This window comes from Pseudonocardia kujensis (assembly GCF_021283305.1).
GTDB lineage: Bacteria > Actinomycetota > Actinomycetes > Mycobacteriales > Pseudonocardiaceae > Pseudonocardia > Pseudonocardia kujensis.
Map to the genome: position 1 here is coordinate 1 of NZ_JAJSOK010000105.1, position 17,293 is coordinate 17,293.

A 17,293-nucleotide genomic window follows, 5' to 3' on the forward strand; every position below is an offset into this window, starting at 1 on the left:
GGTCGGGGTGTACGCTCCGCTGTGCGACGCCGAGGTGACCCGGGCCGACGGCGACTCCGATCCCGAGCTCTGGGGCGAGGTGGCCGCGCAGTGGCGGCGCCGGGACCAGCCGTACAACGTGGCCTACGGGCAGCTGCGCCGGGCCGAGGCGCTGCTCGCGCGGCGCACCCGGAGCAAGGCCGCGGCCGAGGCGCTCGCCGAGGCGCACGACATCGCGGCCCACCTGCGGGCCCGGCCGTTCCTGGAGGAGGTCCGCGACCTCGGCAGACGGGCGCGGATCCGGCTCCCGGACCTGGTCCCCGAGCCGGAGCGGCCGGGCATCGCCGCAGCGGGGCCGGGTCCCGCGCCGGAGATCGCGCGGCCGGCCGCGCCACGCGGCGCCGCGTCGCGGCCGACCCGCCGGGACACGCTCGCCACGCTGACCCCGCGCGAGACGGAGGTGCTCGCCGAGATCGCGGCCGGGCACACGAACCGGGAGATCGCGCAGCGGCTGTTCATCAGCGAGAAGACGGTCGGCATCCACGTCACCCACCTGCTGGCGAAGCTCGGCGTCCGCAGCCGGGTGCAGGCGGGGGCGGTCTACCTCCGCGCCGCCCCCACCGACACGCGCCCCGCCCCCTGACGCGGGGGCCCTCAGCCGGCGACGGTGCCGCGGGCGGGGACGAGGCCCCGCACGACCGGGTGGGCGGCCCCCAGGCCCCGCTCCACCGCGAGCCGGCGCAGCTGGTCCAGGGCGCGGGCCCGGGTGGGGCCGATCGACCCGGTGGGGATGCCGGTGACCCGGCTGATCCGCTCGTAGCTCCAGGTGTCCTCGCCGAAGAGCGCGGCGATGAGCATCCGGCGCCGGCGGGGCAGGTCCGCGACCAGGGCCCGCAGCTCGCGGGCGGTGTCGGCGTCGAGGGCGCGCTGCTCGGGCCCGGGGGCGTTCTCCGGGACCGTCACGCCGGCGTCCTCGACGGGCACGCCCGCGTGCGCGGCGCGGTCGAGGATCCGCAGGCACTCGCGGCCGGCGACGGTCGAGAGCCAGCCCGGGAGCCGCTCGGCGTCCTGGATGCGGTGGGCGTTCTGGGCGAGCCGCAGCCAGGTGGCGGCCACGGCGTCGTCGGCGTCGGCGGGCTGCAGCCGGAAGCCGCGGACCCGGGACCGGACGAGCCGCTCGTAGCGGGCGACGACCTCGCGCCAGGCGGTCGGCTCGCCGGCCGAGAGCCGTTGCAGCAGCTCGGGGCCGGGCGATCCGGCCGCCGCGGGGGGAACGGGCGCGCCGGTGCCGGACGGGGATGGGACGGGCGTGCGCATGGATGCCTCCGAGGGGGTCCTGCGCGGCCGGGGCACCGGCTCGCTGATGACCCCTCAGAGACTTCCGCCCGGAGGGCCTCCCGCGCGTCTGGACAACCCCCTAGGAGGGTCGCGAGGACCCCCCTATTTCCGCGGGGGACCACCCCCGCCACCCGCGGGTGGGCGGTCACCGGCCCGGGGGAGGACCCCACCGGGGGAGGTCAGCGCGAGGTGCGCACGTCCTTCGGCGCGGTCCGGCGGGCCGCGTGCTGCGCGGCGGCCGGGGAGTGCCCGCGGCGGGCCGCGTCCCACTCACCGGTGTCCGGCGGCTCGGCGGCCGACCGCTCGCGGGCCGGTTCGCCGCAGGCCTCGGTGTGCAGGGCGGTGTGGACCCACGCGATGCTGCCGTCGGGCAGCACACGGTCGATGTGGGCCAGGGTGGTGTAGCGCTCGCGAGCGGTGTCGATCGGCGCGTAGCACCGCTCGCACAGGTGGATCTGCAACTCGCCTCCCAGGGCTCGGGGCAGGGGCCCCGGGTCGGCGCTGAGACGAGGCTGGATCGGACGCTGAAGTGCCCGATTCTGGCACGCGGAAACCGTGATCCCCAGGTGGGACGGGGTGGCGTCGCGCACGTCCGGGGATTGTCGGGGGCCGGTTGTACGCTCGGCGCAGCGCGAATCGCACGCGTGTAGTTCGCCCGTCAGGAGGTTCCGCGAGTGCGCCTGGTCCACGCCGCCGACCTGCACCTCGACAGCCCGCTGCTGGGCCTGTCCCGGCTCGAGGACTCCGACCTCGCCGACACACTGCGCCGGGCCACCCGCCGGGCCTGCGAGAACCTCGTCGACCTCACCGTGGCCGAGCGGGCGGACGCGCTCCTCCTCGCGGGCGACGTGTACGACGGCGACTGGCGGGACTACGCCACCGGCGCCTTCTTCGTCCGCCAGATGTCCCGGCTGCACGACGAGGGGATCCCCGTCTTCCTCATCAACGGCAACCACGACGCGGAGAGCGAGATCACGCGCTCGCTGCGCCTGCCGCCGAACGTGCACCGCCTCGCCACGGACCACCCCGAGACCGTGGTGCTCGACCACGTCGGGCTGGCCGTGCACGGCCAGGGCTTCGCCACCCGCGCGGTGCTGGAGAACCTGGTCCCGGCCTACCCCGACCGGATCCCGGGCCTGGTCAACGTGGGCCTGCTGCACACCTCCGTGCTGGGCGCGGAGGGGCACGACCCGTACGCGCCCTGCACCCCCGAGGACCTGGCGCGCTGCCGCTACGAGTACTTCGCCCTCGGGCACGTGCACGACCGCCGCGTGGTCAACGACGGGGAGCACGTCGCCGCGTTCAGCGGGAACCTGCAGGGCCGCCACCCGCGCGAGCCCGGGGCCAAGGGCGCCACCGTGGTCGAGGTCGTCCCCGGCGCCCGGGCCGAGCTGCGCCACGAGGTCTGCGACGTCGCGCGCTGGACCCACGTCCGGCTCGACGCGAGCACCTGCGCCGACGCGGACGAGGTGCTGGAGGCGCTCGACGCCGCGCTGCGCGGGATCGGGCTGGCCGCCGGCTCCCGGCCGGTCGCGGCCCGGGTGACCCTCGACGGGCCCACCCCGGCCGCGCCCGCCCTGCTCGACGCGGACTGGCTGCGCGCGGAGATCGACGTGGTGGCCGAGAAGTCCGGAGCCGTGGTCGAGATGGTGCGCAACCGCACCCGCAGCCCCCGCGCGGAGGACGCCTCGGCCGATCCGGTCGCCGCCGTCGACGAGGAGCTCGCCGGCGCGGTCGCCGTGGCGGCGTCCCGGCTGGTCGAGGAGCCCGAGCGCGCCGGGGAGCTCGTCGCCGTCCTCGAACGCGAGGCCGGGCGGCGGCTGCGCGACGCGGGCCTGGACCTGCGGGACCCGGCCGGGCTGGCGGAGCTGGCCCGCCGGGCCGAGGAGGAGCTGCGGGCGCGGCTCGCGGGCACCGACCCCGCGCGCGGATCGGCGGCCTGACGGGTGCGGATCACCGGGCTCACCCTCGAGCGCTACGGCACCCACGAGGGCCGCGTGCTCGCGCTCGGCCGCGGCCTCACACTGGTCACGGGGCCGAACGAGGCGGGCAAGTCGACGTTGCTCGACGCCGTGTCCGACCTGCTCTGGGGCTTCCCGCGCCCGGTCCGCCACGCCTACGCCGCCTCGCCGGCGCGGCTCGCGATCGCCGCCGAGATCGCGCTGCCGGGCGGCGACCTGCGCGTCCGCCGCACCACCCGCGGGCTGTTCGGGCCGGGGGAGGAGCCGCTGGAGGCGCCCTGGGGCCCGGGTGGCGCGCAGTCCCGCCGCACGTGGCAGCAGAGCTTCGGGTTGGGGCACGAGGCGCTGCGCGAGGGGGGCGCCCGGCTGTGCCAGGGCGGTGGCGAGCTGGCCGAGCTGGTCTTCACCGCCCGCAGCGGGCGGGACGTCCGGGCCATCCTGGCGGAGCTCGACGAGGAGGCGGACCGCCTCTACAAGGAGCACCGCAACGCGCAGAAGGTCGAGCTGCGCCGCGCGCTGTCCGCGTACGAGCACGCCGACGCCGCCGCGGCCGAGCAGATGTCCCGGGCGGGCGACGTCGCGGCCCTGGCCGAGGAGGTCGGCCGGCTGGAGCGCCGGGCCACCGCGCTGGCCAGGGACCGGGAGAGCGCCGCGCGGGCGGGTGCCGAGGCGCAGCAGCGGGTGCGCGCCTACCCCGCGGCGCGCGACGTGGCGCGGCTGCGCGCGGACCTGGCCGCCCTCGCGGCCTCCGGCGTGGTGCTCGACGCCACGCGCCTGGCCGAGTTCGACACCGCACGCGAGGCCCGGGACCGGGCCGAGGAGACCCTCGCCGAGCTCGAGGACCGGCTGCGCGCCCTCCGGGCCGAGCGGGGCGAGATCCGGGTCGACGAGGGCGTCACGGCCGACGCCGAGCAGATCCACCGGCTCGACGGGGAGCGGCAGGCCCGGCAGGCCGAGGCCGAGCGGCTGGGCACCCTGCGCGCCGAGGCGGCGGACCGGACCCGCCGGGCGGAGGAGCTGCTGGAGCGGATCGAGCCGCGCGTGCCGGCGCGGGAGGTGCGGCGCCGGCTCGAGGCGCTGACCGTCCCGGCGGACCGGGCGGCCGATCTCGACGCGCTGGCGGCCGAGGTCGAGCGGGTGGCCGCCGCCGCCGACCGGGCCGCGGACCAGCACCGCGAGGCGCGCCGCACCGCCCGGGAGGCCGCCGAGGGTGCCGCCGGACCCGACTCCGCGGCCGTCGCGCGCGTCGCCGAGGCGCGCCGCTCGGTCCTGGCCGAGGGCTCGGCCTGCGCCCTGCGCCGGGCCGCCCTGCGCGAGGCCGCCGACGCCGCCCTCCGCGCCCGCAGCGCCCTCGAGGGCACCGGCCTGGCCGCGGTGCCGGCCGGTTCGGCAGCGACCGCCCACGCGCCTGCCGGCCCCGCCGTCGACCCGACCAACGCCGACCCGACCAGCGCCGACCCGACCAGCGCCGACCCGCTCCCGCCCGTCCCCGAGCCCCCGGCCGCGGCGCGGATCGCCGCCCATCGCTCCACGCTGCGGCAGGCCGCCGAGGCGGACGGGCAGACGCGGCGCGGTGCACCTCGCGCGGGCGTCGCTCGCCGTGGAGCGCGCGGTCCGTGAGGCCGATGCGCTGGCCGACGGGATGATCACCGCGGCGGACCGGATGGCCGAGCTGACCCGCGCCCGCGCCGACGTCACCGCCGCCGAGGAGGAGCTCGCGGCCGCCGAGAGCGCCGCCCGGGCCGCGGCTACCGCCCGCGCCCAGGCGCGCGAGGGCTGGATCGGCTTGTGGGGGGCCTGCCCCGCCCCGCACCCGGACGAGGCCGACACCGTGCGCCGCGGCCTGCTCGCCGCTCGCCAGGCCCTGGCCGAGCGGGACCATGCCGCCGCGCGGGCCGCCGACCTGGTCGCGGACGAGGCCGCCCAGGCCGCCACGCTCGCCGCCGCGCTGGAGGCCGCCGGCCGCGCCCGCCCCGGCGCCGACCTCGACGCGCTGCTCCGCGCCGCCGAGGACCTCGAGGCGGAGGCCGACGCCGCGCGGGACCGGCGCACCGTCCTGCACCGGCTGCGGGCCGACGCCGAGCGGGCGGCCGCCGAGAGCGACGCCCGCCGCCACGACCTCGACCAGGCCACCCTGCGCTGGCGGCACGCCCTCCGCGCCGCGGGCGGGCCGTCCGGGGCCGGTCCCGCGAGCTGGCGCGTCCGGCAGGAGGTGCTGGCGGAGGCCGTGCGGGCCGAGGCCGACGGCAGGGCGCTGGCCGCGGAGGCCAAGCGGCTCGCCGCGCGGGTCTCCGCGCACGAGAAGGCCGTGACCGCGCTCGCCGAGCGGCACCTCGGCCGCGCGCTGCCCCCGGCCGTCGCGCTGCCCGAGCTGGTCGAACGGGTCCGGCAGGCGGCGGAGGCCGCGGTCTCGGCCCGGCACGTCGACGCCGCGGCCGAGCAGGCCGAGGCCGAGGCCCGGCGCGTCCGCCGCGAGGCGGCGGCCGCGCGGCAGCGGCTCGACCGGCTGGCCGTGGAGCTGTGGCTCACGGCGTCGCCCGAGGAGGGGGGCCTGGAGGCTGCGGCCGAGCGGGGCCGGGAGGCGGTCCGGATCCGCGACGAGGAGGCCACCGCGCTGGCCCTGCTGCGCACCGCCGCCCCCGATCTCGACGCGGATGAGCTGGTCAGGGCGTCGGAGACCGTCGAGGAGAGCGCGCTCGCCGACGAGCTGGAGCGCGCCCGCGATGCCGCCGCGGACCTCGCGCGCCAGCACGAGGAGCTGCTGGAGCAGCTGGGCGGGCTCCGGGACCGCCGCCGGGTGCTGGAGGGGGCGGACGGAGCCGCCGTGCTGCACGCCGAGGCGCAGGGCCACCTCGCCCGGGCCGCGGAGGCGGCCGAGCGGTACGTGATCGTCCACCTGCAGCGCGAGACGCTGCGCCGCGAGCTGGAGAGCTACGAGCGGCGGCACTCGTCGCCGCTGCTCGACGAGGCGGGCCGGCTGCTCGAGCGGCTGACCGGCGGGCGTTTCGCGGGACTGCGCCCCGCAGGAGGCGAGGCCCGCACGCTCGTGGCCGCACGGGCGGACGGGGAGGAGCTCGCCCCCGACCAGCTCTCCGAGGGCACCGCCGACCAGGTGTTCCTCGCCCTGCGGCTCGCCGGGATCCGGCAGCTGCAGGCCGAGCGGCGCGCCGCGGGGCTGCCGGCCGTCCCCGTGGTGCTCGACGACGTGCTGATGACCTTCGACGACGTCCGCGCCGCGGCCGCCCTCGCCGTGCTCGCCGAGCTGGCCGCGGACTGGCAGGTGCTGCTGTTCACCCACCACGAGCACCTGGCCGGCCTGGCCCGGAGGGCCGCGGAGAACACCGCGGACGGCGTCACGGTCGTCGACCTGGGCCCGCCCGCCCCCGTCGCGCTGCCCCTCGCCCACCCCGCCTGACCGTCGCGGCACCAGGGGACGCCCGGTTGATCATCCGCCGGACGCCCCCCTTGCCCGACCCGGCAGGATGGCGTCCGTGATGGATCCGAGCGGCGAGCACTTCACGATCGCGTCCGGCGAGGCGCGGGCGGCGGTGAACGAGGTCGGGGCAGGCCTGCGCTCCTTCTCCGTGGCCGGCGTCGACTACACCGAGCCCCAGCCCGAGGGTGTCCGCCCGCCGCGCGGGTCGGGGTCGCTGCTGGCGCCCTGGCCGAACCGGGTCGCGGGGGGCCGCTGGACCTGGCAGGGCAAGGAGCAGCAGCTCGCGCTCACCGAGCCCGCGGCCGGCAACGCGATCCACGGCCTGCTCCGCTACGCCTTCTGGCGCCCCACGGACCGCTCGGACGCGGCGATCACGCTCGAGGCCGTCGCACCGCCGCAGAACGGCTGGCCGCAGCCGGTCCGGGTCGCGGTCACCTACGCCGTGGCCGAGGACGGCCTCACGGTCACGACGACCGCCACCAATCTCGGCACCGACGCGGTGCCCTTCGGGCTGGGCTTCCACCCCTACCTGCGCGTCGGCGACACCCCGACGGACGACTGCACCCTCAGCCTCGCCGCGCGCGCGGCGCTGCCGCTCGCCGACCAGCTGCCGAGCGGACCGCTCGAGCCGCTCGCCGCCGACGCCCCGCTGCGCGTCGGGGCGCCGCTGAAGGGCCTCGACCTCGACTCCGCCTTCGGCGACTGCGTCCCCGCCGACGGCGACGACCTCGTCCGGCACCGCCTGGTCGCGCCGGACGGACGGGGCGTCGAGCTGTGGGCCGAGCCGGTGTTCGGCTGGGTGCAGGTCTTCACACCGCCGGACATGCCGGGCCACGGCCGGGGCGTCGCCGTCGAGCCGATGACCTGCCCGCCCGACGCGCTGAACTCCGGCACCGACCTGGCCGTCCTCGCCCCCGGCGAGGAGTGGAGCGCCCGCTGGGGAGTCCGGCCGGTCACGGCATGAGCGGCTAGGGTCGTCCCGGTCACCGACGACGCGGACGAGGGGGCTCGCATGCAGACTCTGGCCGGGGGCAGGTTGCCGGAGATCGACGGGGTGGAGGTCCCGGGCTACGACCGGTCCGCGGTGACCGTGGGCATCGTCCACTTCGGCGTCGGCGGGTTCCACCGCGCCCACCAGGCGATGTACGTCGACGCTCTGATGAACCAGGGCGAGGCGCTCGAGTGGGGGATCTGCGGGGTGGGCGTGCTGCCGGGGGACCGGCGCATGCAGGAGGTGCTCACCGAGCAGGAGGGCCTGTACACGCTCGTGGTCAAGCAGCCCGACGGGTCGCTCGCGCCCCGCGTGGTCGGCTCGATCGTCGAGTACCTGTTCGCGCCGGACTCGCCCGAGGCCGTGATCGAGAAGATGGCCGCCGAGAGCACCCGGATCGTCTCGCTCACGATCACCGAGGGCGGGTACAACATCGACCAGGTCACCGGCGAGTTCGCCGAGGACACCCCGGAGATCCGCGCCGACCTGCAGCCGGGCGCCGAGCCGACCACGGTGTTCGGCCTGGTCACCGAGGCACTGGCCCGCCGCCGGGAGCGCGGCGTGCCGCCCTTCACGATCATGAGCTGCGACAACATCCAGGGCAACGGCGACACCGCCGCGCGGACCTTCACCGCCTTCGCCCGGCTGAAGGACCCGGAGCTCGCCACCTGGATCGAGAAGAACGTCGACTTCCCCAACTCCATGGTCGACCGGATCACCCCGGCCACCAGCGCGGAGGACACGAAGCGCCTGGCGGACGAGTTCGGCCTCACGGACGGCTGGCCGGTCGTCTGCGAGCCGTTCACGCAGTGGGTGCTGGAGGACCACTTCTCCTCGGGCCGCCCGCCGTTCGAGGACGTCGGCGTGCAGCTCGTGGACGACGTCGTGCCCTACGAGCTCATGAAGCTGCGCCTGCTCAACGCCAGCCACCAGGCGCTGGGCTACTTCGGGTTCCTCTCCGGGTACACCTACGTGCACGAGGTCGCGGGCGACCCGCTGTTCGCGCGGTTCCTGCGCGCCTACATGGACCGCGAGGGCACGCCGACGCTGTCCGAGGTGCCCGGCGTGGACCTCGACGCCTACAAGACCACTCTGATCGAGCGGTTCGCGAACCCCGGCGTGGCCGACACCCTGGCGCGGATCAACTTCGGCAGCTCCGACCGCATCTCGCTCTGGCTGCTGCCGGTGATCCGGCACCAGCTGGAGCACGGCGGCGAGATCGAGCGGGCGACGGGCGTCGTGGCCAGCTGGGCGCGCTACGCCGAGGGCGTCGACGAGAAGGGCTCCCCGATCGACGTCCAGGACCGGTTGGCCGACACCCTGGTCCCGCTGGCCCGCACGCAGCGCGAGAACCCGGAGGCGTTCATCCGCAACACTGCGGTGTTCGGCGACCTCGCAGCGAACGACCGCTTCCGCGAGGCCTACCTCTGGGCGCTGGACTCCCTGCACCGCGACGGCGCCCGCGCCACGGTGGAGAAGCTCGTCGAGCGCGGGTGACCGGCCGTCAGCTCTCCGCGCCCGCCAGCAGCGCCGCCCCGATGATCCCGGCCTCGTTGAGCAGCTCGGCCGGGACGATCGGGGTGCGTGTCTCCACGTAGGGCTGCCAGCGCGCGAACTTCTTGCTCACCCCGCCGCCGACCACGATCAGGTCCGGCCACAGCAGGTTCTCGACGTGCTGGAAGTAGCGGGTCAGCCGCGCGCCCCAGTCCTCCCAGGACAGGTCCTCGCGTTCGCGGGCGGAGTCGGCGGCGCGGGACTCGGCGTCGTGCCCGTCGAGCTCGAGGTGGCCGAGCTCGGTGTTCGGCACCAGCCGGCCGCCGATCACCAGCGCGGACCCGATGCCGGTGCCCAGCGTGGACACCAGCACGGTCCCCCTGTGCCCCTTCGCCGCACCGAACTCGACCTCGGCGACGCCGGCGGCGTCCGCGTCGTTGACCAGCAGCGCCTTGCGGCCGGTCTTGCCGCGCAGCAGGTCCTGGGCGTTGCAGCCGATCCAGCTCGGGTCGACGTTGGCCGCGGTCTGCGTGACCCCGTGCTGCACGACGGCCGGGAACGTGCAGCCGAAGGGCCCGTCCCACTCGAAGTGGTCGAGGATCTGCCCGACGACCTCGGCGACGGCCTCCGGGGTCGACGGCTGTGGGGTCGGGATGCGCAACCGGTCGTCGGCGAGCTTGCCCTTGTCCAGGTCGACGGGCGCGCCCTTGATCCCGGACCCGCCGATGTCGATCCCCAGCCCGAGCCGGTGGTCGTGGTGCTTCTTCTTCTTGGTCATGCCAGTGCCCCCCTCACGACCTCCTGGGCCTCCTCCTGGATCCGTGCCAGGTGGTCCGGGCCGAGGAAGCTCTCCGTGTAGACCTTGTAGACGTCCTCGGTGCCGGAGGGGCGGGCGGCGAACCACCCGTTCTCCGTCACCACCTTGAGCCCACCGAGCGGCTCGCCGTTGCCGGGCGCGGTGGTGAGGCGCGCCGTGATCGCGTCGCCGGCGAGCTCCGTCGCCGACACGTCCTCGGCGGCCAGCCTGCCGAGCTTGGCCTTGTCCTCCCGAGAGCACGCCACGTCGATCCGGGCGTAGGCCGGGTCCCCGAAGCGCGAGGTCAGCTCGGCGTAGCGCTGCGACGGCGTCTGCCCGGTCACCGCGGTGATCTCACCGGCCAGCAGGCACATGATGATGCCGTCCTTGTCCGTGGACCAGGGCCGGCCGTCCGTCCGGAGGAACGACGCCCCGGCGCTCTCCTCCCCGCCGAAGGCGATGCTGCCGTCGCGCAGGCCGGGCACGAACCACTTGAACCCGACCGGCACCTCCACCAGCTCCCGGCCGAGGTCGGCGGCCACCCTGTCGATCATCGACGAGCTCACCGCGGTCTTGCCGACGGCCGCGCCGCCCGGCCAGCCGGAGCGGTGCGCGTACAGGTAGCCGATCGCGACGGCCAGGTAGTGGTTCGGGTTCATCAGCCCGGCGTCCCGGGTGACGATGCCGTGCCGGTCCGAGTCGGCGTCGTTGCCGGTGGCGATGGTGAACTCGTCCTTGCGGCCGACCAGGGAGGCCATCGCGTAGGGCGACGAGCAGTCCATCCGGATCTTGCCGTCCCAGTCCAGCGTCATGAAGCCGAAGGCCGGGTCGACGTCCGGGTTGACCACCGTGAGGTCGAGCTTGTACCGCTCGGCGATCGCACCCCAGTAGTGCACGGCCGCGCCGCCGAGCGGGTCCGCGGCCAGCACGACCCCGGCGCTGCGGACCGCGTCGAGGTCGACGACGGACTCCAGGTCGCTCACGTAGGCGTCGAGGAAGTCGTGGGTGCCGCGTTCGGCCCGGTCGAGCGGCACCCGCTGCACGCCCTGCAGCCTCGCCTCGAGCAGCTCGTTGGCGCGGTTCGCGATCCAGCTGGTCGCGGCGGTCCCGGCCGGGCCGCCGTCCGGCGGGTTGTACTTGAACCCCCCGTCGGAGGGCGGGTTGTGCGACGGCGTGACGACGACCCCGTCGGCGAGCCCGGAGTCCCGGCCCTCGTTGTGGGTCAGGATCGCGTGCGAGACCGCGGGCGTGGGCGTCCAGCCGCCACGGGCGTCGACGAGCACCTGCACGCCGTTGGCCGCGAACACCTCGACCGCGGTCTCCCAGGCCGGGTCGGACAGCGCGTGCGTGTCCTTGCCGAGGAACAGCGGCCCGTCCGTGCCCTGCTGCGCCCGGTACTCGCAGATGGCCTGGCTGGTGGCGGCGATGTGGTCGTCGTTGAAGGTGGCCGAGAAGGCCGACCCGCGGTGCCCGGAGGTGCCGAACGCGACCCGCTGCTCCGCGACCGCGGGGTCGGGATGCCGCTCGGAGTACGCGGCCAGCAGCGCCGGCACGTCGACGAGGTCCTCGGGGCGGGCCGGGGTGCCGGCCCGCGGGTGGATGGCCATGTCGTCCTCCGCATCGAACAGCTGAGCACAGGGCAGCGCCGGGTGGTCGGCCGGCGCGGGTGCCGCGTGTAGCCTGCCGCATCCGCGCCGCCCGGTCATCCGGACGCGAGCACCGGACGACACCGGATGGCTCTGCGCCGGGGCCGCCGGGGTTACCCTCCGCCGCATGCGGATCGCGTCGTTGCTGCCCGCGGCCACGGAGATCGTCGGGGCGCTGGGGTTGGGCGGGGCGCTCGTCGCCCGCACCTTCGAGTGCGGTCTCCCGCCCGGCGCGCCGGACGACGTCCCGGTGGTGGTCGACACCGCGATCCCGTCCGGACTGGAGCCGAAGGAGATCGACGCCTGGGTCGCCGACCGCGCCGCGGCCGGGCTGCCCTTGTACGAGCTCGACCGGGCCGCGCTCGCCGCGGCCCGCCCGGACCTGATCCTCACCCAGGACCTCTGCCGGGTCTGCGCGCTGCCGGCCGGCACGGTGGCGGAGGCGCTGACGAGCATCGGCACCGACGCGGCCGTGGTGTCCGTCGACCCGCACACGCTCGACGACGTGCTCGGGGCGATCCTCGTCGTCGCGCGGGCGGCCGACGCGGCGGAGGCCGGGGAACGCCTGGTCGCCGGCCTGCGGGAGCGGCTCGCGGCCGTCGCGGAGGCCGTCGCCGGGCGTCCGGTCCCGAGGGTGCTGCTGCTGGAGTGGACGGACCCGCCCTACGTGGCCGGGCACTGGGTGCCCGACCTCGTCCACCGGGCGGGCGGGGAGCCGCTCGCCGCGATCGCGGGCGGCCGGAGCGTGGCCGCGCCGTGGGCCGAGCTCGCCGCCCTGCGGCCCGACGTCGCCGTCGTCGCCCCGTGCGGGTTCGGGCTGGCCGAGGCCGAGCGCCGGGCGGGAGCGGTGGCCGAGCACCTGCCCGGGGTGCCGCTCGTCGCGATCGACTCGGCCGCGTACGTGGTGCAGGCCGGGCCCGGGCTGGTCGACGGCGTGGAGGCACTGGCCTGGGCGCTGCACCCGGAGGCGGTGCCCGAACCGCCGCCGGGGCGGATCAGCCGTTGTCCGGCCCGAACCGGGCGAAGCGGACAGCTCGACGTGCGGGTCCACGGAGGTGCCCCGACGATGCCGGGGGGAGGTGAGGGTCGATGACGACCTCGGCGGGCACGTCCGTGGCGGCGATCCACGCCCGGCTCGACCGGCTGCCGGTGACCCGGCGGCACCGGTTCGTGCTGGTGGCGGTCGGGATCGGGATCTTCTTCGATCTCTACGAGGTGTTCCTCGCGGGCACACTCGCCACGGTCCTGGGCAAGGAGTTCGGCGTCACCGGCACCGCGCAGAAGCTGGTGCTCGCGTCCGTGTTCGTGGGCGCGTTCGTCGGCGCGATCACGTTGACCCGGCTCGCCGACCGGGTGGGCCGGCGGCGCGCCTTCTTCCTCACCCTCGGCATCTACTCGCTGTTCTCGGTGCTGGGCGCCTTCAGCCCGAACGTCGAGATGCTGATCGTGTGCCGGTTCCTCGCGGGCATCGGGATCGGCGCCGAGCTGCCGCTCTGCGACGCCTACCTCTCCGACCTGCTGCCCGCGCGCGTCCGGGGCCGGATGATCGCGTGGGCCTACACCGTCGGGTTCTGCGGCGTGCCGGTCGCGGGCCTGCTCGCGCGGGTGATCGCCCCGCACACCTTCCTCGGGCTCGAGGGCTGGCGCTGGATGTTCGTCATCGGCGGGCTGGGCGCGCTGCTGTGCTGGCTGATGCGCCGCGGGCTTCCCGAGTCGCCCCGCTGGCTCGCGTCGGTCGGCCGCAACGACGAGGCCGACGCCGCGGTCCGCGTCTTCGAGGACGCGGCGCGGGCCGAGCGCGGCACGCTCGACGAGCCGGATCCCGGCCCGGAGATCGCGCCGGCCAAACGCCAGCCGATCCGCGCGCTGTTCCGGAAGCCCTGGCGGCGGCGCACCGCGATGCTGTGGATCTTCCAGCTCTTCCAGACCTTCGGCTACTACGGCTTCGGCACGCTCGTGCCGCTGGTGCTCGCCGCCAAGGGCTACGACATCGTCCAGGGGCTGACCTTCACCGCACTGAGCTTCCTGGGCTACCCGATCGGCTCCGCGCTGTCGATCCCGCTGATGGAGCGGGTGCAGCGCAAGACGCTGATCGTCGGCGCCGCGCTCGGGATGCTCGTCCTCGGGCTCGCCTTCGGGTACGCCGGGAACCCGGTGCTGATCGTGGTGCTCGGGTTCGCCTACACCGTGGTCAGCAACCTGTTCTCCAACGGCTTCCACGTGTACTCGGGCGAGCTCTACCCGACGACGCTGCGCGCCACCGGCGCCGGCAGCGCCTACTCGCTGTCCCGCCTGGCCACCGCGGTGATGCCGTTCGTGCTGGTCCCGCTGCTGAACTCGGCGGGCCCGACGGCGGTGTTCGTCGCGATCGCCGTCGCGATGGTGATCGTGGCGGTCGACGTGGCCGTGCTCGGCCCGCGCACCACGGGCCGCAGCCTCGCCGAGCTCACCTAGGCACGGCTCCGGTGCCGGCCCACCAGCCGGGCGAGGAAGGGCGCGACGAGCAGCATGAGGATCACCCGCAGGACCTGCACGGCCACCACGAACGTCACGTCGCCGCCGGACGAGATGGCCGTCGCCAGTACGGCGTAGATGCCGCCGGGCGTGGTGGCCAGGTACCCGTCGAGCAGGGTGGCGCCCGTGGTGGCGGACAGCACGAGCCCGAGCCCCGCGCAGGCCGCGACGATCACGAGAATCAGTGCCGTGGCGAGCGGGAGCACCCGCAGCACCGTCCGCAGCGCGGGCCGGGTGAACCGCAGCCCGGCCTGCCAGCCGATCACGGCGTAGGCGAGGTCGACCAGCAGGGTGGGCGGCGAAGCGGCGAACGTCAGCCCGGAGAGACTGAGCACCAGGGCGATCACCATCGGCCCCAGCAGGGCGCCCGCGGGGACGTGCAGCCGGTTCGCCACCGGGATCCCGACGAGGGCGCACACCACGACCAGCGCCACCCCGAGGTACCAGGGGCCGGTGGCGGACCCGGTGTCGCTGCCGACGCCGACGTGCCCGGCACCGAACACGGCCGCCGCCACGATCGGCATGGTCGCCGTGACCATCCCGACCCGCAGGTACTGGATGACCGACACGACCCGCTCGTCGCCGCCCAGCTCGCGGGTGATCGCCACCAGGCCCGAGGCGCCGCCCGCGGTCAGCGCGAGCATCCCGGTCAGCGGCGAGACCCCGCGCTGGACGCCCAGCAGCAGGCCGGCCGCCATGCTGACCACCAGCGTGCCGACGCTGACCAGCAGGACCGGCAGCCAGTCGGCGGCCACGGCCGAGAGCGTGTCCGGCCGGGCCAGCACGCCGATGACCACGCCGATCACCGCCTGCGCCGCCGAGGTCGCGGGGCGGGCCACGCGAGCCGGCCCGATCCCGATCAGCGCGAGGACGGTGCCGACGGCGAGGCCGGCGAAGAGCGCGGGGGAGGGGACGCCGAGGGCCTGCAGCAACACCGTCAGGACGACCGTGAGCGCGACCAGCAACGCCCACCTGCCCCACGGGACGGTCCGGGCCCAGCGTGCGACCCCGGCCCGCTCCTCCGTCACCCCCCGACCCTGTCACGGCGCAACGAGCCGTCGCACGAGGGGGCGGACGAGTGGCAGAGTGATCTCCGATGCATGCCACGGACAGTGCGGACCAGGCAGTCACGGTGGAACCGGGCCTCCCGGCGGACGAGACCCCGCTCGGGCGGGAGCTCGCCCGGATGACCGCCCCCGGCGCGGAGTACGGGTTGCGGGAGGAGGTCGTCGGCGGCGTCCCGATGCGGGTCTACGCCCGCGGCCCGCACACACTCGCGGAGATGATCGCCGACACCGCGGCCTTCGGGAACCGCCCCTACTGGGTCTACGCCGACGAGCACCTCGACTACGCCACCCACCTGCGCCTGGTGCACGGCCTGGCGGCGGCCCTGCTCGGCGAGTACGGGCTCGAGCCCGGCGACCGCGTGGCGATCGCCATGCGGAACTACCCCGAGTGGGGTGTCGTGTTCTGGGCGGCCCAGCTCGCCGGCCTCGTCGCCGTCCCGCTCAACGCCTGGTGGACCGGCCCCGAGCTGGTCTGGGCGGTCGGCGACTCCGGCGCCCGGATCGTCGTCGCCGACGGCGAGCGGGCGCCCCTGCTGGCCGGGCACGGCGGGATCGGGAGCGACCTGCCGCTGGTCCGGGTGCGCGGCGAGGGCCCGTTCCCGGGGCGCGAGTGGGTGGACCTGGTGGCCTCGCTGGACCGGGACGCCGGCCCGCCGCCGGTGGCGGTCCGGCCCGACGACCCGTCCACGATCCTCTACACCTCGGGCACCACCGGGCGGCCCAAGGGCGCGGTCCACACCCACCGCAACCACGTCACCAACGCGCTGAACGTGCTGCTCACCGCGCGGGCCAACGCGGCGGCGTCGCCGGCGTCGTCGCGGTCGAGCCGGCCCGCCCCGCCGCAGACCGGCACCATGCTGACCTACCCGCTCTTCCACATCGCCGGGCTCAACGGCCTGTACGGACAGGTGATCGTCGGGGGCAAGGTCGCCACCATGTACCGCTGGGACCGCGAGGAGGCGCGGCGGCTGGTGCGCGAGGAGCGGTTGACCGGCGGCGCCGGCGTCCCGACCACGATGCGCGAGCTCGCCGAGATCGCCATCGCGCATCCGGACGAGCTGTCCTCGCTGTCGCGCATCGGGATGGGCGGGGCGCCGATCCCGGGCGAGCTGGTCCGGCGCATCGCCACCGAGCTCGGGCCGTTGTCCGCGAACGGGTACGGGCTCACCGAGACCACCTCGGCGGTCTGCGCGAACATCGGCGCGGACTACGTGGCGCACCCGGACAGCGTCGGACGCCCGGCGCCCGGGGCCGACGTGCGGATCGTCGACCCGGGCACCCTCGCCGACGTGCCGGAGGGCGGGATCGGCGAGCTCTGGTTCCGCGGGCCCAACATCGTGGGCGGGTACTGGAACAACCCGGAAGCGACCGCGGCGGCGTTCGTCGACGGCTGGTTCCGCACCGGCGACCTCGGATTCGTGCGCGCGGGCTGGGTGTACGTCGTCGACCGGCTCAAGGACGTCGTGCTGCGCGGCGGGGAGAACGTCTACAGCGCCCAGGTCGAGGCGGCTCTGCACGAGGTGCCGTGGGTCGAGGAGGTGGCGATCTTCGGGGTGCCGCACCCGACCCTGGGGGAGGAGGTGGCGGCGGCGGTGCGCACGACCCCGGGGTCCCCGCACGACGACTCGGCCGCCGAGGCCCTCCGCGCCCACGTGACCGCGCGGGTGGCCGGCTTCGCCGCCCCGGCCCACGTGTTCTGGTGGACCGAGCCGCTGCCGCGCACCGCCACGGGCAAGCTGCTCAAGCGGGAGCTGCGGGAACGGTCGGAGTAGGGGGCGCCGGCGGCTGCGCGGGAGTCGGGGGTCGTCGCCTCGTCGCAGGGCCTCTGCTTCGGGGCCGAGGGGTTCGCAGAGGGGTTCGCGGAGGGGTTCGCGGAGGGGTTCGCGGAGGGGTCCTCAGCCCTCCAGCTCGGCGAGGCGTTCCTCGGCGCGCGAGAGGGCACCGGCCGCGTCGCGGGCGGCGCGGCTCGCCTCCCGCTCGGCCCGGGCGGCGTCCTTCGCCGCGGCCGCGGCGGCGGACCGGGCCTCCCGCGCCCGCTCCAGTTCGGCGGTGAGCTGCGCGACGCGGGCGG

Annotated in this window: 14 protein-coding genes; 9 read left to right on the forward strand and 5 right to left on the reverse strand. The window is 76.1% G+C overall.

Annotation, left to right across the window (positions count from 1 at the left end; all coding sequences use genetic code 11):
- On the forward strand, nt 1-622 hold a 622-nt coding region (locus LWC35_RS36925), incomplete at its 5' end, for a helix-turn-helix transcriptional regulator (RefSeq protein WP_269805443.1).
- 11 nt (nt 623-633) lie between these two features.
- On the opposite strand, the gene LWC35_RS36930 is transcribed toward LWC35_RS36925, so the two are convergent.
- Together LWC35_RS36930 and LWC35_RS36935 are read right to left on the reverse strand one after the other, a co-directional pair.
- A complete protein-coding gene (locus tag LWC35_RS36930) occupies nt 634-1,296 on the reverse strand; it encodes an RNA polymerase sigma factor (protein WP_232875155.1) in 663 nt (220 codons plus the stop codon).
- A gap of 200 nt (nt 1,297-1,496) precedes the next feature.
- Nucleotides 1,497-1,778: a hypothetical protein gene (locus LWC35_RS36935; protein ID WP_232875156.1), complete on the reverse strand. Its 282-nt coding sequence runs from the start codon at nt 1,776-1,778 to the stop codon at nt 1,497-1,499.
- A gap of 213 nt (nt 1,779-1,991) precedes the next feature.
- On the opposite strand from LWC35_RS36935, the gene LWC35_RS36940 reads away from it, so the two are divergent.
- From LWC35_RS36940 to LWC35_RS36960, 5 genes are all read left to right on the forward strand, one after another.
- Nucleotides 1,992-3,260, forward strand: a complete 1,269-nt coding sequence (locus LWC35_RS36940; RefSeq protein WP_232875157.1) for a DNA repair exonuclease — start codon at nt 1,992-1,994, stop codon at nt 3,258-3,260.
- A 3-nt stretch (nt 3,261-3,263) separates the two neighbouring features.
- Nucleotides 3,264-4,898 (forward strand): AAA family ATPase, encoded by a 1,635-nt coding sequence (locus tag LWC35_RS36945; RefSeq protein WP_232875158.1) that lies wholly within the window; start codon nt 3,264-3,266, stop codon nt 4,896-4,898.
- Nucleotides 4,852-6,693, forward strand: coding sequence for an AAA family ATPase (locus LWC35_RS36950; RefSeq protein ID WP_232875159.1), 1,842 nt, complete (start codon nt 4,852-4,854; stop codon nt 6,691-6,693). The genes LWC35_RS36945 and LWC35_RS36950 overlap by 47 nt, the downstream gene beginning before the upstream one ends.
- A 79-nt stretch (nt 6,694-6,772) precedes the next feature.
- Nucleotides 6,773-7,678 (forward strand): aldose 1-epimerase family protein, encoded by a 906-nt coding sequence (locus tag LWC35_RS36955; protein ID WP_232875168.1) that lies wholly within the window; start codon nt 6,773-6,775, stop codon nt 7,676-7,678.
- Nucleotides 7,679-7,726: 48 nt separating this feature from the next.
- Nucleotides 7,727-9,202 carry a mannitol dehydrogenase family protein gene (locus LWC35_RS36960; RefSeq protein ID WP_232875160.1) on the forward strand — a complete coding sequence of 492 codons (1,476 nt, stop codon included), beginning with the start codon at nt 7,727-7,729 and terminating at the stop codon, nt 9,200-9,202.
- Between the two features lie 7 nt (nt 9,203-9,209).
- Here the strand turns inward: LWC35_RS36960 and ppgK are convergent, their stop codons facing one another.
- The gene (ppgK, locus tag LWC35_RS36965; protein ID WP_232875161.1) at nt 9,210-9,977 is read right to left on the reverse strand and encodes a polyphosphate--glucose phosphotransferase; all 768 of its coding nucleotides are present in this window, start codon (nt 9,975-9,977) and stop codon (nt 9,210-9,212) included.
- Nucleotides 9,974-11,602 (reverse strand): phosphoglucomutase (alpha-D-glucose-1,6-bisphosphate-dependent), encoded by a 1,629-nt coding sequence (pgm, locus tag LWC35_RS36970; RefSeq protein WP_232875162.1) that lies wholly within the window; start codon nt 11,600-11,602, stop codon nt 9,974-9,976. Before pgm ends, ppgK begins: the two co-directional genes overlap by 4 nt.
- 166 nt (nt 11,603-11,768) lie before the next feature.
- Between pgm and LWC35_RS36975 the strand changes: the two genes are divergently transcribed.
- Both LWC35_RS36975 and LWC35_RS36980 read left to right on the forward strand, forming a co-directional pair.
- The gene (locus LWC35_RS36975) at nt 11,769-12,734 is read left to right on the forward strand and encodes an ABC transporter substrate-binding protein (RefSeq protein WP_232875163.1); all 966 of its coding nucleotides are present in this window, start codon (nt 11,769-11,771) and stop codon (nt 12,732-12,734) included.
- A complete protein-coding gene (locus LWC35_RS36980; protein ID WP_232875164.1) occupies nt 12,731-14,095 on the forward strand; it encodes an MFS transporter in 1,365 nt (454 codons plus the stop codon). Before LWC35_RS36975 ends, LWC35_RS36980 begins: the two co-directional genes overlap by 4 nt.
- Here LWC35_RS36980 and LWC35_RS36985 read toward each other — a convergent pair.
- Nucleotides 14,092-15,183 (reverse strand): AbrB family transcriptional regulator, encoded by a 1,092-nt coding sequence (locus LWC35_RS36985; RefSeq protein ID WP_232875165.1) that lies wholly within the window; start codon nt 15,181-15,183, stop codon nt 14,092-14,094. The genes LWC35_RS36980 and LWC35_RS36985 overlap by 4 nt on opposite strands.
- A 68-nt stretch (nt 15,184-15,251) precedes the next feature.
- On the opposite strand from LWC35_RS36985, the gene LWC35_RS36990 reads away from it, so the two are divergent.
- The gene (locus tag LWC35_RS36990; protein WP_232875166.1) at nt 15,252-16,994 is read left to right on the forward strand and encodes a class I adenylate-forming enzyme family protein; all 1,743 of its coding nucleotides are present in this window, start codon (nt 15,252-15,254) and stop codon (nt 16,992-16,994) included.
- Nucleotides 16,995-17,293: the final 299 nt, after the last annotated feature.